We start from the raw sequence: 16,233 nt of genomic DNA on the forward strand, positions 1-16,233 counted from the left end.
ATTAATGCTGCCCGGCGTTAAACACATGCTTCGCCTGATTTTAGTTATCTACGGAACCGCAGAAACGGTAACCTTCACCGTGGATGGTTACAATCAACTCTTCTTCGCTTGGCTCAGATTCAAAGTGCTTACGAATACGACGAATCGTTACGTCAACAGTACGGTCATTCGGGCGTAACTCACGGCCTGTCATTTCCATAATCAGCTGTTCGCGAGTCAGGATTTTACCCGGGTTACTCAGGAACAAGTGTAACGCTCTGAATTCACTGCGCGGTAAGCGGAACTCGTTACCACTTGGAGAGATCAGTGAACGGCTGTCGCCATCCAGCGTCCAGCCATTAAAGCTAACGCGGCTTGGTAAATCGTCATCTTCAGCGCTGCTGGTAGTACGACTCAGCAGGTTTCTTGCACGAATCGTTAGTTCGCGAGGATTAAATGGCTTGGTGAGGTAATCGTCGGCACCAATCTCTAGCCCTAAAATTCGGTCAACATCGTTATCACGGCCAGTCAGGAAGATCAGGCCAACATTTTTACGGTCGCGTACTTCGCGAGCCAGAATCAGACCATTTTTACCTGGTAGGTTAATATCCATAATAACCAGGTTAATGGCGTGATTTTCAAAGAAATCATGCATTTGTTCGCCGTTTTCGGCTTCGAACACATTATACCCTTCGGCTTCAAACAAACTCTTTAACGTGGTACGAGTGACCACTTCATCTTCTACTATCAATATATTGGGCGTCTGCATGTTCACACTCTATTTACTATTGTTTTGTTTCTGTTCAAAGTTTAACAGATTTATATCGTTATTGGCGTATTTTGTCTTGCAATTTAACTGCCACTTTAGAATAAATTACTCGCTAGAGCAGGCATTGTTCAAGAAAAATATCTAAATTGCGTCTATTTTGTTTATTTTTTTACTGAAACCGGAAAAGACAATGTAAATTCCACGCCTTTGTCGGGTTCACTCTCAAGTTTGATGTTGCCATCCAGAGCCTGAGTCACTAAGTTAAACACTAAGTGCATACCTAATCCAGAGCCGCCTTGGCCTCTTTTTGTTGTAACAAAAGGATCAAAAATGCGCTTTTTAATGGAAGTTGGTATGCCACTTCCATTATCCCTGTAAATTATTTTCAGTTTTTTGTCATCCGTCAATGCTGCAATGATGTCAATTTGCCCATTTTCAACCCCTTCGAAGGCATGAATGAGTGAATTCATGATTAAATTTATTAAAATTTGATTTATTGGGCCTGCTTTTGACACTACGTTGAGTGATTCGTTGCATTCAATGTGGATTGTATGGGTCACTTTTTTCAATCTTGGGCGCAGCGACATCAGCGTTTCTTCGATTAATTGCTTCACGTTTATGTCGCGAGCTTCTTCACTGGATTGATCAACCGCGACTTGTTTAAAGCTCGAAATAAGATCGGCTGCTCTGTTGAGATTACGGTAAATAATGTTCAGGTTTTCACGCCCTTCCTCTATAAACCGTTTCATGCTGCTTGCTTTGAGCGTTTTGTCGGAAAATTGCTGTTCTAATACCACCAGACGGTCGAGCATCATGGTTGATGCCGTGATACCCAGCCCTATTGGCGTATTTACTTCGTGGGCAACGCCGGCCACCATATCGCCCAACGACGCCATTTTTTCATTCTCTACAATCTGGCGCTGGAACTGGTGAAGTTTTTCTAAAGTCTGGATAAGCTCAGTATTGGCCTCCTTCAGGGCCACGGTGCGCTGACCCACTTCTTCTTCCAGTCGACTGTTTAGTTCCTGGTGCTGTTGTTCCGACTGTTGCTGTTTAACCACGTATTCCTGCATGCGGGCAAGCAATACATTAATGGCGTCTATAAGGATATTGTATTCCCTGACATCACAGTGCTTTGCGCGGCTGGCATAATCACGCGAGCGTGCCACGCCCTGCAGAACCAACACCATGTCCTGTACCGGACTGCTGAGTACATGGCCAAAACGATAAGCCACCAAAAACGCGACGATGACGATCAATAGCAGCGTAGCAATCTGAACGGTCACGGAATAATTAACAAAGGCGTTGTAGGCTTCCGCTGTAGTTCGCACGTACACATAGCCGTATGTTTGATTCTCGGCGTTAATAGGACGAATGATCTCGAACACATCACCGTCAAACCTCGCAGTATAGTACCTGGCCATGTCGTTAATTTTACTCTCGACCGCAGTAGTACTCGACTTTGTGTAAAGCGCCACCATTTCAGGGGTGGGGGTTTCATTAATGCTGTAGATATGAGCATTCAGTACATCGTTGTAGTTCTTCAGGCTGTTAAGCAACTGATTGAGCGTATCGGTTTGTGCCGCTTTTTGTTCGAAATCCAGTGGGATAACTGACAGCGTAGGTAGTGAAGCGGCTGCAATCATGTCGGCGATGGCACGCACTTCACCTTCCAACTGGTCTTTCATTCTGGAATGTTGCGTGTAATTAGAAACGACTGACGAGATCAGCAATGCGCCGCCGGAAATAGACAAAACCAGCCATAACAAAATATTGCGAATAGAAAGCCTGGACGGCGACTGCAGCATGGGTTACGAAAATGTCCTGAGAAATAATTTAATATTGGATCATAAATGCTTAAAAAGAAAGAAATCGCCCGGATATTCTTTAATTAGCTCGAAGTAGTCGAAATGTTAGCTTAAAGCGTGCAGTTTTATTGTTTTGCCCAGTCGGGAACCGGAATTTCCAACAGCACAAAAAGATCAGTGACCGGCATTTGTAAATGTGTTGCCATGGCTTCGAATGCCTTGGGCTGGTCGACGGCAGGAAGGTCGGTAAGGTCTGAAAGACACAGACATACCATGCCGTTTTTGGGAATGTTGAGCCCCGGCACGGGGGCTTTGGCAATACGGAAAAGCGTGTGCGGGCACATACTGGTGCGCTGAGGTGCCTGAACACACTGCTCCGGCACCTCAGCTAAGGCAATACCGTTCACAAAGAACGATAACCAGACAATGCTGACTGTCTTGCGACTAAGGCATCGCAGTATCATGCATGCATACTCTCATAAAGCGACAGGTAAGCAGTGGCAGCGGTTTCCCAGGTAAAGCGGGTACCCATACCTCGTTGCTGCATTTCACGGAAACGGGTAGAGCATTCGTGATAGGCCAGCAAGGCGCGTCTGATGCAGTTCAGCAGTGCGTCGGGTGTTGGTTCAAAGAAGACAAAGCCCGTCGCGTCCAGTGGGTTTTGCTCAGCGTCAATAACCGTGTCTTTCAAGCCGCCTACACCACGCACAATCGGCACTGTGCCATAAGCGAGACTGTACATCTGATTCAGGCCACAAGGCTCAAATTGAGAAGGCATCAGGAAAAAGTCTGAGCCAGCTTCAATAAGGTGAGCATGTTCGGTACTGAATCCATTGATAAATGCGAACTTGTCAGGGTGTTGTTCAGCAAACTCGCCCAGATCCTGACATACACTCGGATCACCTGTTCCTATAATAACCATTTGCAGTTTGTGCTGCATTAAGCGGTCCAGTATAGGCACCAGATACCCAAAACCTTTTTGTTCGGTAAGGCGACAGACCATGCCAAACACCGGTACACCCGGCTCTTTGGGCAGGTTTAAACGTTTTTGCAGGTTCGCTTTACATTCTGCTTTGCCAGACAAGTCATCGGCATTAAAGTGAGCCGGAATATAGCCGTCTGTCATGGGGTTCCACTGACTGTAATCGCAACCGTTCAGAATGCCCGACAAGTCATCCGCGCGTTGCACCAGACGGTCGTGGAGGCCATGACTTCCCAGGTTTGTAAGGAGCTCCGTGGCGTAGTTAGGGCTCACCGTAGTGATTTTATCTGCGCATTCGATGGCGGATTGTAAGTAGTTAATATAGCCACCGTGGACCTGATTCAGAATGCTAGGGTGATGTCGCAGAAATGGAATGTCTTCTAATCGGTGCACGCCCTGAAAGGCCGCATTGTGAATAGTAAACACCGATTTGGTATTGGCGAAATAGCCAGACGGGTCCTGTTTTAACAGGAATGGCAACATGGCACTGTGCCAGTCGTGACAGTGAATAATATCTGGCTGTTGATTCAGACTTTGCAATGCGTGCAGGACTGCCCCGCTGAAAAAGGCAAAGCGCTCGCCGTTATCGCCATAGGCTTCATAGGCACTGTTGTAGAGGCCGTCGCGATCAAAATATTCAGGGTAGTCAACAAAGTACACGTTAACGCCGCGCCATTCCATATGACGTAACGTAAAGTGGTAAACCTTGCTTTCGGTAAACAGAGTCTGGGCCGGACAGGCTTCGGGCAAATTGTGCTGCTGTGCAATGGTTTTGTAGTAAGGTAAAAAGATACTCACTTCATGACCAGCGGCTTGTAGCGCCAAAGGTAACGCTTTGCCTACGTCAGCAAGCCCTCCCGTTTTTACTAAATCTTCAACTTCCGAGATAGCAAAGACAATCTTCAACCTGTTTCTCCTGCACATTCCATGATTTTCTTATGGAAGAACAAATTACCACATTAAAAATCAATTTTGTGCAAAATAAACCGAGAATCTGGTGTTTTGCGCCAGCGTGGCAGGTTGCTTAAATTGCTCGTCGAGCAATTCCGCGTACGGTAAAAAGCGATTTGCTACCAAATACAACTTACCGTTACTGGTTAATCGCTGCTTTGCACCGGCGATAAACTCGCGGGTAATGCGGTAATCGGTTTTTACGCCAGTGTGAAAAGGCGGGTTCGTTACAATGGTCTGGAATCGGTGAGTAACACCATTCAGTGTGTCTGCGGCAATGATATTCCCCTGACTGCCGTTTTGCTCCAGTGTATGTGCGCTGCACCATAGCGCCAGTGCACTGACGTCCAGCAGCTCTGCCTGAATGCGGGCACCACCACTCAATAAATAGCTGGCAATCACACCTGCGCCACAAGCAAAATCCAGCACCGAACCTGACATCGTTTTGGGCAATTTAGACAGCAGTAGCTCTGTACCGGCGTCAAGCTCCCGGTGGCTGAATACACCCGGCAACGAACATACCTGCCATTCGTGTTCATTCAGCGTATAGGTATCGATGGCTGTCCAATCGTGTAGAGAAAAACTGCCAGGGGCATGACTTACTTCACAGGTTACCCAACTGCAGTGACGGGCTGAGTCGAGCTTTTGCACGGCGCCGAACTGCTGCATGGTTTTACCCGCACTTTTAATACCACCTTTGTTTTCACCAACAACATGAACCCGGCCGTTGTTGCCGACCAGGTTGGCGGCCATTGCCATAAGCATGCTTAAATGCGCTTTGGCTTTTGGCAGGAACAACAGCACATCGGTCGCTTCTGCGTTGTTCAGATAGGGCGCAAATACGTGTTTGTGCTGCCCGTTTTCGGCGGTGATGTGAATAGCCTGTGGTTCATCGCAAATATCCCGGCTATCGAATTGCGCGGCGCCATTGCGCCCGGTTGCCTGGCAAAATACATCAAAGAACTGATGTAATGCGGTCAGACTAAATGCCTGCAAAGCGGGAAACAGCCCGGCATCATCGGCATTAATAACCAACCAGTTCCCTTCTTCGAACTGATCTATGTTGCGAATAACAAGTTGCGATGCCGGTGATAAACTCATTCAGTGCGCTCGTAAATTAAGTCCCAGACGCCATGGCCCAGTTTCTGGCCACGAACTTCAAACTTGGTAATAGGGCGGTAAGCCGGACGCTCAACGTAATCACCGCTCTGTGCCGTATTGGTGTAACCCGGGGCTGCATTCATGACTTCTGCCATATATTCTGCATAAGGCTCCCAGTCAGTTGCCATATGAAATGTACCGCCCACTGCCAACTTGGTTCTGACCAGCTCAGCAAATTCTGCCTGTACAATACGACGCTTGTGATGTCGTTTCTTGTGCCATGGGTCCGGGAAAAACAGCTGTAAGCGGTGCAAGCTTCCATCTGGAATCATATGCTTTAACACTTCAACTGCATCGTGTTCCATTACACGTAAGTTTTCCACGCCTAATTCGCCAGCATCTGCTAAACATGCGCCAACGCCTGGGCGATGTACTTCAATGCCCAAAAAATTCAGTTCAGGGGCTTCATGGGCCATGGTAACCAGTGACTTGCCCATACCAAAGCCGATTTCTACCACTACCGGCGCGCTGCGCCCAAAGGTGTCAGCCAGATCTAATGGCTGTTCCTGATATTCGATGCCTTTGGTTGGCCAGTAGGTTTCTAACGCGCGTGCCTGACCGTTAGTTAACCGGCCTTCGCGCTTAACGTAGCTTTTGACTTTGCTGACATATACACCAGCGGCTTCGGCTTCTGCCTGACTTTTAAATTGACCCATGCTGTTCTTTACCTCTTTTACGCTGCGGCATTATCCACTTAGTGTTGGTAAATGCAACGATTATAGCGTGAAATGGCCGGTTTTCGCGGGTTATAGGCTAAAGTGATAAACCTTTGACGATCAAAGACGCTACCTTTTCCGGCTGTTCCAATAGCATCATATGGCCGCTGTTTTGCACTATGCTAACCGTTGCTCCGGGTAATTTGCTGCCCGCCTGTTGTATTGAGGCTACCGGTACCACCGCGTCTTTGTCGGCAGCAATAATGTGCACAGGGCATTTCAGAGTGGTGAGCTTGGCACACAAATCTTTTCGCGGTGTGGTGCTGGACACCTGCGCCTGTAATGTTGCGCCGCCCAGGTCACTTGCCATATCAGTGATAAAGGGCAGCAAACTGTCCTGCTTGGCAGGAATGATCATATTGGCCAGATACTGGCTTTGGCGCGACGCAAACTTGCCTTGTTTTAACACGGCAAGCAGTTGTTTACGCCTGGCGGTCTCTTCGTTTGTCAGCCCGAGTGGTGAGTAACCCAGCAAGGTCAATGATGCAACACGTTCTGGGTAAGTCAGTGCCCACAATGCGGCAATGTAGCCTCCCATGGAGTAGCCAACCAGATGCACCTTTTCGCCCTGGGTGGCGCGGTCACTGGTTAACGCGAGCATATCCTGCAGCGTATTCGCCCATTGCAGAGGCACATAGGCACGCGCCATGGCCGGCAGATTTTTCCATACAGGAAGCCAAACGCGTTCATCGCACAACGTGCCGGGAAGAAAAAGTACATTCATAGAAGTAAACCTGATTCGGGTATGCAATCGTAACAGGCACTACGTTGGTCAGGCAATCACTGTTACACTTGCCGCCAATCAATCCGTCAACGCTTGCTATACCAATACGGGGAGTTCATGTCACAGCTGTTTTCAGATCGCATTTTAACCTGGTTCGACAAACACGGACGCAAACACCTGCCATGGCAACAAAACGTAAACCCTTACCGGGTGTGGGTGTCTGAGATCATGCTGCAACAAACGCAGGTGACCACCGTGATCCCGTATTTCGAACGCTTTATGGCACGTTTTCCAACGGTGGTTGAGTTGGCTAATGCGCCTCAGGACGACGTGCTGCAGTTGTGGACAGGATTGGGGTATTACGCCCGGGCCAGAAATCTGCACAAAGCGGCTATGCAAGTGCGTGATGAGCACAACGGCGAATTTCCGGATACGCTCGAGGGTGTAATGGCATTGCCTGGTATTGGCCGCTCCACGGCGGGGGCCATTTTGTCGATAGCAGGCGGGCAGTCACACCCTATTCTGGACGGCAACGTTAAGCGGGTACTGGCGCGGTATTTTGCTATTAGTGGCTGGCCGGGTACCAAGAGTGTAGAAAACGCCCTGTGGGAATACGCCACAGACTTAATGCCTCAGCAACGGGCCAATCATTACACCCAGGCCATGATGGATATGGGGGCAACGCTGTGCACGCGCAGTAAACCCAAGTGTGATGAATGCCCACTGCAAAGCGACTGCGTGGCTTATGCACAAGGCAAGCAAACGGATTATCCGGGCAAAAAGCCTAAAAAGACCCTACCTGAAAAACAAACCGTGATGAGCGTGATATTGTGTCAGCGTTCTGTGTTGCTTCAGCAAAGGCCGCAAACCGGCATTTGGGGTGGATTGTGGAGTTTCTTTGAGCGAGAGCCGGGTACACTGCTGTCGTCACAACTTTCTCAGCTTATTGGTTCGCACGAGACTCTGGATATTGTAGAGCCGTTTCGACATACCTTTTCTCACTATCACCTGGATATTGAACCTGAGGTAATTAACTGCGAACAATTTCCTCAGCAAGTGGCGGAATCCGGATGGCGATGGGTGAACCTGGACGAACCGTTAGAAGTGGGTGTGCCAACCCCGGTGAAAAGAATTCTGACGGCGCTGTCGAAACAGTTATAATCACCACATTGAATCAGGAGACAGACAGCTATGCCAAGAACTGTATTTTGTGCGCATTATAAAAAAGACGCAGATGGATTGGATTTTCAGCTTTACCCGGGTGAGTTAGGTAAGCGTATTTTCGACAATATTTCGAAGGAAGCCTGGGCCGAATGGCAAAAGAAGCAAACCATGCTGATCAACGAGAAAAAACTGAATATGATGGAGCCCACTGACAGGCAATTCCTGGAAGCGCAAATGGAAGCGTTTCTGTTTGAAGGCAAAGAGCCCACTATTGAAGGTTATGTTCCACCGAAAAAGCCGTGATTTTGTGCATATTGAGCAAAGAACGCGCAGTTAGAAAAAATTCTGACAAAAACGGTTGACTTAAAAGCTCGAAACTCGTTAAATACGCACCCACAGCAAGACAGGTACAACACCTGACAACGCTAACCAGTTTTAGCCTCGATAGCTCAGTTGGTAGAGCAGCGGATTGAAAATCCGCGTGTCCCTGGTTCGATCCCGGGTCGAGGCACCACTTATCAAGAAGCCCTGATCAGAAATGGTCGGGGCTTTTTTGTTGATTCACCTTAATAATTGATTGTTAAATGGTGTTCCAAAAATATCTTCCCAGCTTTCTAACCAGTTTTCGCTAAGAGAAAATGCTTTGTATTTAGGGTGAACATCTTTACGGACATTTAACCATTTTTGATTGAGAATTTTTTTACTGCGTAAAGCTCTAGATACATTGTTGGTAAATTTTGCGTTGTCGGGATTAACCATGTAGTTATTAATGCAGTTTGTAATATCTATTCCGAAACTATGTTCTTTTCCACTTAACAGTTGAATGACAAGTGCGCATAGTATCAAAGGGATAAATTCAGTACCGTTGAACTTCATTCCATTGATATCTATTCCTTTCGGAAGTATTAATGAAACGTTCACTAAATGTTCTTTATTATCCTCATTTTCTTCATCTACGTATGGAAGAAGCTCTAGTTGTTTGGCCTTTGAGTTTGGCTTATTTGATTCATCTATTAAAAGTTCTTTCGGGAATATTCGTTTTATTTTGTCTTCACAAAGGCTTATTTTGGAAAGTGAATTTGCAAACACCTCGCTTTCCGCACAAAAACACCCACAGTTCATAAAAATATTTCATTTTAAATCAGTTGGTTATGAGTTTATTTGGCAAAAAATATGAACCGGTTCACTTGTTGTGTTATTGTTGCTTTAATGTAAGTTGCTGTGAGCTGGTTATGCAAAATTGTTCTCGTCGATCTTTATTGAAAGGCATGGCTTTATCGTTAGGTGTGTGTGCTGCTGGAGCTTCTGGTATCAACAGGATAGTTGAGGCTTCAGAATTATTTGAGCAAAACAAGGTTCGTTCCGGACTATTTTCCACAATTGAAAAAGCCACGCTAAAAACTTTTTGCGATGGAGTGATACCTCGCACCAATACTCCAGGTGCAGTTGACGCTGCATGCCATATTTTTGTTGAGCATCAATTGTTATGCGTATATTCGTTCGCGGAACAGCAAACTGCAAAAGCTGCTATTCAATTCATTGAACAGCGTTCTGTCGAAATAAACGGTAAATCGCTACATTCTTGCTCATCAGAGCAACAGGTTGCATTACTTAATGACATTGAGGCTAAAAGTTCGAGAATGCCTGACGATGAAAGACAAGCATTCAGGTTACTTAAAAGTTTAATTGTTTTTGGTTATTACACGTCGATGCCGGGGGCGACTCAAGAATTGACTTACCTGGCTGTTCCGGGTCGCTTTATTGGTGTAGTGCCTTTAGATGAAATTGGCAGTGCTTATAGCTCCAAAGATTACTACTAATTCGCTAATACGACTTCCCTGTACAGGTTGGATAACTTTCATGAACCAAGAAAAATATATCAATGAATCGAGTGAAATTTTTGACGCTATAGTCATTGGCTCAGGCATTACGGGAGGGTGGGCAGCGAAAGAACTTTGTGAAAAGGGGCTAAAAACGCTGATGGTTGAACGCGGTAGAGTTGTAGAGCACCGCAAAGACTATATCACTGAAGCTAAACCTCCCTGGGAATACACCAATCGAATGAAGGTCGCCAGAGATTTGATTGAGCAGGAATATCCTGTACAAAAACAATGTTATGCATTTCACGATGGAACCAAGCACTTTTTTGCCAGCGACAAAGACTATCCTTATCACACTGAAGATGATGCCCCATTTAGTTGGATTAGAGCGAATCAACTGGGGGGGAAATCTTTACTGTGGCACCGTCAGTCATATCGTATGAGTCCTTATGATTTTGAGGCCAACGCGAAAGACGGGCATGGTAATGACTGGCCAATTCGCTACCCCGATTTAGCACCCTGGTATGATCATGTTGAACGTTTTGTCGGTGTTAGTGGTAACCACGATGGATTGCCTCAACTGCCTGATGGTATTTTTCAGCCTCCTTTTGATATGACGGCACCGGAAATGGATTTCACCAATCTGATGAAAGACAAGCATCCGGATAAACCCGTGATTATGAGCCGGTGTGCTCATCTCACCGCGCCACAGAAAATCCAGGTTGAGCTAGGCCGCATGCAATGTATGGCTAGAAATGAATGTCAAAAGGGATGTTCGTTTGGAGCCTATTTTTCGACCCAAAGCGCTACACTTCCAGCCGCGGCCAGGACAGGAAATTTATATATAGCGCCAAATAGTGTTGTTGAAAGCATTATTTACAGCGAGGCACAAAATCGGGCCGTGGGTGTGCGGGTTATTGACAATGACACTCTAAAGCAGAGGGAATACTATGGCAGAATGATATTCTTGTGCGCATCTACATTGGGTAGTACCCAAATAATGCTCAACAGTATCAGTAAACGTTTTCCAAATGGTATTGCAAACAGCTCAGGTGTGCTTGGTAAGTACCTCATGGACCATAATTATAATGCTTATACAAAAGCATCGGTGCCGGGCTTTGAAGATCAATATTATATAGGGCGAAGACCGTCTTCACTCTATATTCCTAATTTTCATTTTGAGCCTTCTCGTTACCACAAAAACTTTAAACGCGGCTACGCCTTCGCAGGAAGCGCAAGTCGTTTAGACTGGCAACATTTAGGTGCAACAGAAGGGTTTGGTGTTGAATTTAAGTCGAAACTACATAAGCCGGGAAACTGGGTCATTGGGCTAGGTGCGCAAGGAGAGATGCTAGCTAATCGTGATAATCAGGTTCAGTTACATGCTACTAAAAAAGACAAATGGGGCATACCACAGCTTGATATTCATTGTAAGTGGTCTGCAAACGAAATCACAATGATGGAACATGCGGCAAGCGTTGCAGAGACAATGTTTCGAGATGCGGGATATAGCGATATCCAATCGGATGTAAATTATGCTCCGCCTGGATTGGCCATACATGAAGTCGGTACGGCCAGAATGGGACGTGATCCGAATGAATCCGTTCTGAATGCTTTTAATCAGGCACATGATGTACCTAATTTATTTGTAACGGATGGTGCAAGCTTTTGCTCGTCTGGGGTTGGCAATCCATCAATAACCTTTATGGCCTTGACAGCAAGAGCCGTTGATTACGCAGTAAATGAACTTAAAGCGGGGAGATTATCGTGAAACTTTCTTTTTATTGCCCTATTCGATTCGCCTTTTTCATTTTAGTGTTGAATTTGTCACTCTATGGGTGTAGCCAACAAAATAGTACTTCGGCTCTTTCTCAAAAGGAGAAGAATGTGCCGGGTATCAGCGTACAGTTATGGTCGGTAAAAGATGCTATCAAGAATGATTTTAGTGGTACGTTACAGGCTTTGGCTGAAATGGGATTTGATGCCGTTGAGTTTGCTGGGGATTATGGTCCCTATGGGCTGGATCCCACAGGCTTGCGAGAAAAACTGCATGAATACGGACTTTCTGTAAGTGGTGCACATGTTGGTTTTGACGCTTTAAGAGGAGAAAACCTGGTTCAAACGGCATTATTCCATCAAAAGCTCGGCACAGCTTACCTAATCGTCCCCTGGGATGAACGCGCATTTCGGGCTGAAACAGTAGCTCTGGTCGCCACGGAGTTAACAGAGATTGCAGAAAAGTTAAAACCCTATGATCTACAGGTGGGATATCATAACCATGCGCATGAAATGGCGGATTTTGAGGGGAAAACTTTTTGGCAGTATATTGCTGATAACACACCCGAGGCGGTTGTACTGCAACAGGATGTAGGTTGGACATTAGTGGCAGGAAAAGACCCCGTATTTATGGTCGAATCTTATCCTGGTCGTACATTGACCACACACTTTAAAGCGCCTGAATACAAGCAAAATCATGGTACACCATTGATAGGATTGGATGGAACGGACTGGAAAAGCATTTACAAAGCGACAATTAATGCTGGAGGTGCGAAATGGATAGTTCTGGAGCAGGAACAGTATCCTGATGGGTTGTCGCCTATGGAAGCGGTTGCCAGGAGTAAGCAAGGTTTCGACCAGTTAATCAATTAAGTGTCATTTTTTTGCAGCGCGATGCTTTTTAATCGCGCTTTCTCTTTCAAAAGAATACGCATTCCCCTATTTACTGCCCTACAGATATGTTTTTCAATTCTTGTAAAATTTACTAAAACCTCCCAGGTTATAAAGGTAAATAAAAAGTTAAAAAGTATTGTACATTTATTGTATTTAGTATTAAATTGTCATCAAAAGGTAAACCGGTTCATCTTTGTTTGTTTGGGATCCCGGTTTTTTTAAACGTTAAAAAGTGAACCGGTTCACTTTGGTGTTAAACATAAGCGGGAAATACTTCCCGCGTTAATGACTGAGGTTATTGCAGCATGCAACATCAAATGAAAACAATTGCAAATTTCTGTCTGGGGGCCTCGATTGCCGTGGGCCTTTCAGGATGTTTGGGTGGAGAAAGCCTGAATACTGAGAAGGCAGTCTACCTACCCGAAGAAAGACCGTTAAATATCATTGCACCAGACGACGTGGAAGTAGAGCCTGGTAGTGAGGTGACATTAACTTCGAGGCTTGTAGGTACCGTTTCAGGACAAACCGTAATGTGGCAGCAAACTGCTGGCACTACTATGAATTTATCTGAAACTGCATCATTGGCTGTTTCATTCAGCATTCCTGATGACCTGCTGTCAGATACATTAGTTTTTATTGTCACAGCCCATAATGCTGACGGCTCAGTGGCGACCGATGAAAATGGCGATCCTATTACCGATACCGTTGAGGTTACAGTGTTTGATCCAGAATCGGTCATTTCGCTGGATGTCAGTGATAGTGTCGCTACACTCAATGGTGCTTCCTTGATTGGACCTTCTGATGCGAATTATATTCAGGGAGCTGGTAATGAAAGCCATACCGCAGACCTTGAACCGGGAATGTCTGTCACATTTAATGTTAGCGATGCCCAGGGTTTTTACACGCTGTATGTTCGGTATGCTATTCCATCTGATTATGGTGGTAAGGTTGGAGGTGTCAGTGTAAATGGCATTGACTATTCGCTGGATCTGAGCGCGACTGGTCAGTGGGAAGAGATCCGAGTTGGTGTTGTTGAATTAAATGATGGAGGCAACAGCATCGAGATCGGCGGAGGATGGAATTACTATCGTATCGATTCTATCTCTCTTATTCCTTCTGCTGAGCCACCCCCACCGTTAGCCGTTAGTGAAGAACTGGTGAATCCCAACGCAAGTCAGGAAGCAAAAGACCTGATGACGTTTCTAAGCGAAAACTATCTCACTTCAACATTGAGTGGCCAGACAGAATTTCCTCAAAAAGAAGGGGATACTTTCCCATTACTTGAGACACAAAAAATAATCGACGCTACAGGTGATGATGCGCCAGCTATCGTCGCATTTGATTACATGAATTATTCAGCGTCCTACAGTGGCAGTGATTTTACAGGTTTAACTGAATCGATCATAGCACACCATCAGGATCAAAATATTATCGTGTCGGCGTTATTCCACTGGCGTGCACCAAATAGCAGCTCGTCATTTTATACAGATGAAGCGAATTTTGACTTAACCGCAGCTTTGGCAGACACCGGTTCTGATGAATATGCAGCACTTATTGCAGATATTGATACTGTTGCCTCTGAGCTCAGTAAGCTCGCTGAGGCAAAAATACCTGTATTATGGCGTCCTTTGCATGAAGCTGAAGGCGGTTGGTTTTGGTGGGGGGCTCAAGGAGCAGAAACATTCCAGCAACTTTGGATGCTGATGTATGACCGTATGACGAACTACCATGGACTGAACAACTTGATTTGGGTGTTCACACATACCGATGGATTAAGTGAGGACTGGTATCCTGGCGATTCCTATGTAGACATTGTTGGTTTTGATGGTTATGGCGATCCGGTTAATGATGATACCCATACATTCGTTTCTCAATACAGTACGCTTCAATCTCGCCACAATGGTATGAAATTAGTCGCATTAACTGAAACGGGGACCATTCCGGATGTCAGTCTTATGCACGAGCAAGGCGCAATGTGGTCTTTCTTTATTACCTGGAACTCTGAAACCTGGAACAGCGATTCGTTAATTGGCCCACAAGGGGCGACAGTTGCTGAAATAGATGAAAACTATGCGGCCGATGGTGTTTTGAATCTCGATGATGTGCCATCGGGACGAACAAAAGTTTCAGGTGTGTATGCAGACTTTGAAATTTCTACCAATGGTTGGGAGGGGCAAGCGAACTGGTCGCCGACAGAAGGTCTGAAAGTATCATCCGTCTGGTCGACTACCGGTGCAAATGCTTTAGCGATGCACAAGGATATGACGACGTTGGAGGCAACTGACAATATCGTTCTCCAAACTTATCCCACAGATGGTATTGACGTGTCTGGGGTTAGCATACTAACTGCGGATGTACATGCCTTGGATGCTGGCAACGCGGTAAATGCGCACCTGTTTTTTAAAGCTCCGGATGGTGTGGAAAGTTGGCCGGATGCTGTTGCATTAGACACTGACGGCACTCAGCTTTCAATCGATGTATCTAACGTTGACATGCTAACTGGATTGGGAGTGCGGTATCAGGGCTTGGATGGCACACAAACTGACGCTTATTTCCTACTGGACAACATAAAATTGGATGGTGTCATCTTAGAGAGTTTTGAGCCTGATACTTATGGGTGGGAGGCTCAAGTCAATTGGACAGGAACCGATGGCATAACGCTTTCCAGAAATTGGGTTGCTGATGGTGCGCAATCTTTGGCGTTCTATAAAGACCTGCAATCTCATGGCAGTGCAGAAAATATTGTGCTGCAAACCTATCCCGAAGCAGGAATCGATGTAACAGGTATCAACACTTTAACGTTAACTGCTCATAGCGAGAATGCAGGGAATTCCGTGGATGCTCATATCTTCTTTAAAGCGCCGGATGGTGTGGAAAGCTGGCCTGCAGCAACTGTACTTGATGCAGAAGGTACGCAGTTAAGTATAGATGTATCAGAAGTTAATTCTCTTACCGGGTTAGGTGTACGTTTTAACTCTGTAGACAGTTCATCAACAGACGCTCGTTTTTACGTTGATAATATTATGTTGGATGACTTACCTGCTTATACCTTTGAATCAACCGGTAATTTTGAATTACAAGTTAACTGGTCCCCGGTCGCAGGACTGACAATCGGAGAAGACTGGGCGGCGACGGGTTCCAGATCGCTTAAAGGTAGTGTCAACATCGATGATGGCGATGAAGTGATTCTGCAAACCTATCCATCCGATGGAATATTACTTGCTGACGGGGTAGGCACCTTATCGGTAGTAGCTTATGTCACTGATGCGACGGAAACAATTACTGCAAAGCTGTGGGCAAAGGATCAGGACGGAAATTGGCGAGATGCTGGCGCTATGCCGGTAGGAAGCGATGGAGTTGAATTGTCACTGGATATTTCAGATTTGGACGAATTACAAGGGTTTGGAGTGCAATTTCAGGGGTTAAGTAATTCTCAATCAAACTTCTTTATCGACGATATTTCATTCAATTAAAGCAACGTAAGGGGGG

General features: G+C 45.9%; 14 protein-coding genes and 1 tRNA gene. 7 read left to right on the plus strand and 8 right to left on the minus strand.

What is annotated here, in order from left to right:
• Nucleotides 1-40: 40 nt before the first annotated feature.
• The 7 genes from arcA to AC4MRN_RS02585 form a co-directional block, all read right to left on the minus strand.
• The gene (gene arcA, locus AC4MRN_RS02555; RefSeq protein ID WP_073316920.1) at nucleotides 41-748 is read right to left on the minus strand and encodes a two-component system response regulator ArcA; all 708 of its coding nucleotides are present in this window, start codon (nucleotides 746-748) and stop codon (nucleotides 41-43) included.
• A gap of 161 nt (nucleotides 749-909) precedes the next feature.
• Nucleotides 910-2,556 (minus strand): sensor histidine kinase, encoded by a 1,647-nt coding sequence (locus tag AC4MRN_RS02560; RefSeq protein WP_073316919.1) that lies wholly within the window; start codon nucleotides 2,554-2,556, stop codon nucleotides 910-912.
• Nucleotides 2,557-2,681: 125 nt separating this feature from the next.
• Nucleotides 2,682-3,020 (minus strand): hypothetical protein, encoded by a 339-nt coding sequence (locus AC4MRN_RS02565; protein ID WP_491202410.1) that lies wholly within the window; start codon nucleotides 3,018-3,020, stop codon nucleotides 2,682-2,684.
• On the minus strand, nucleotides 3,017-4,444 hold the full coding sequence (glgA, locus tag AC4MRN_RS02570) for a glycogen synthase GlgA (protein ID WP_491202411.1): 1,428 nt from the start codon (nucleotides 4,442-4,444) through the stop codon (nucleotides 3,017-3,019). The genes AC4MRN_RS02565 and glgA overlap by 4 nt, the downstream gene beginning before the upstream one ends.
• A gap of 60 nt (nucleotides 4,445-4,504) precedes the next feature.
• Nucleotides 4,505-5,590: a methyltransferase gene (locus tag AC4MRN_RS02575; RefSeq protein WP_491202412.1), complete on the minus strand. Its 1,086-nt coding sequence runs from the start codon at nucleotides 5,588-5,590 to the stop codon at nucleotides 4,505-4,507.
• Entirely contained in the window at nucleotides 5,587-6,306 is a 720-nt protein-coding gene (gene trmB / locus AC4MRN_RS02580; RefSeq protein WP_491202413.1) for a tRNA (guanosine(46)-N7)-methyltransferase TrmB, read from the minus strand. The genes AC4MRN_RS02575 and trmB overlap by 4 nt, the downstream gene beginning before the upstream one ends.
• Before the next feature lie 97 nt (nucleotides 6,307-6,403).
• A complete protein-coding gene (locus AC4MRN_RS02585; protein WP_491202414.1) occupies nucleotides 6,404-7,090 on the minus strand; it encodes an alpha/beta fold hydrolase in 687 nt (228 codons plus the stop codon).
• A 117-nt stretch (nucleotides 7,091-7,207) separates the two neighbouring features.
• On the opposite strand from AC4MRN_RS02585, the gene mutY reads away from it, so the two are divergent.
• From mutY to AC4MRN_RS02600, 3 genes are all read left to right on the plus strand, one after another.
• Nucleotides 7,208-8,251, plus strand: coding sequence for an A/G-specific adenine glycosylase (gene mutY, locus AC4MRN_RS02590; protein WP_491056647.1), 1,044 nt, complete (start codon nucleotides 7,208-7,210; stop codon nucleotides 8,249-8,251).
• Between the two features lie 30 nt (nucleotides 8,252-8,281).
• Complete coding sequence (locus AC4MRN_RS02595; protein WP_491202415.1) at nucleotides 8,282-8,557, plus strand: oxidative damage protection protein; 276 nt, start codon at nucleotides 8,282-8,284, stop codon at nucleotides 8,555-8,557.
• A gap of 135 nt (nucleotides 8,558-8,692) precedes the next feature.
• Nucleotides 8,693-8,768 (plus strand) — tRNA-Phe (locus tag AC4MRN_RS02600).
• A 47-nt stretch (nucleotides 8,769-8,815) separates the two neighbouring features.
• Here AC4MRN_RS02600 and AC4MRN_RS02605 read toward each other — a convergent pair.
• Nucleotides 8,816-9,343, minus strand: a complete 528-nt coding sequence (locus AC4MRN_RS02605; protein ID WP_491202416.1) for a hypothetical protein — start codon at nucleotides 9,341-9,343, stop codon at nucleotides 8,816-8,818.
• 62 nt (nucleotides 9,344-9,405) lie between these two features.
• Between AC4MRN_RS02605 and AC4MRN_RS02610 the strand changes: the two genes are divergently transcribed.
• From AC4MRN_RS02610 to AC4MRN_RS02625, 4 genes are all read left to right on the plus strand, one after another.
• Complete coding sequence (locus tag AC4MRN_RS02610) at nucleotides 9,406-10,074, plus strand: gluconate 2-dehydrogenase subunit 3 family protein (RefSeq protein WP_491202417.1); 669 nt, start codon at nucleotides 9,406-9,408, stop codon at nucleotides 10,072-10,074.
• Between the two features lie 40 nt (nucleotides 10,075-10,114).
• Complete coding sequence (locus AC4MRN_RS02615; RefSeq protein ID WP_491202418.1) at nucleotides 10,115-11,845, plus strand: GMC oxidoreductase; 1,731 nt, start codon at nucleotides 10,115-10,117, stop codon at nucleotides 11,843-11,845.
• Entirely contained in the window at nucleotides 11,842-12,723 is an 882-nt protein-coding gene (locus tag AC4MRN_RS02620) for a sugar phosphate isomerase/epimerase family protein (RefSeq protein ID WP_491202419.1), read from the plus strand. Before AC4MRN_RS02615 ends, AC4MRN_RS02620 begins: the two co-directional genes overlap by 4 nt.
• A 326-nt stretch (nucleotides 12,724-13,049) precedes the next feature.
• Nucleotides 13,050-16,217 carry a glycosyl hydrolase gene (locus AC4MRN_RS02625; RefSeq protein WP_491202420.1) on the plus strand — a complete coding sequence of 1,056 codons (3,168 nt, stop codon included), beginning with the start codon at nucleotides 13,050-13,052 and terminating at the stop codon, nucleotides 16,215-16,217.
• Nucleotides 16,218-16,233 lie beyond the last annotated feature (16 nt).

Source organism: Marisediminitalea sp., assembly GCF_984433645.1.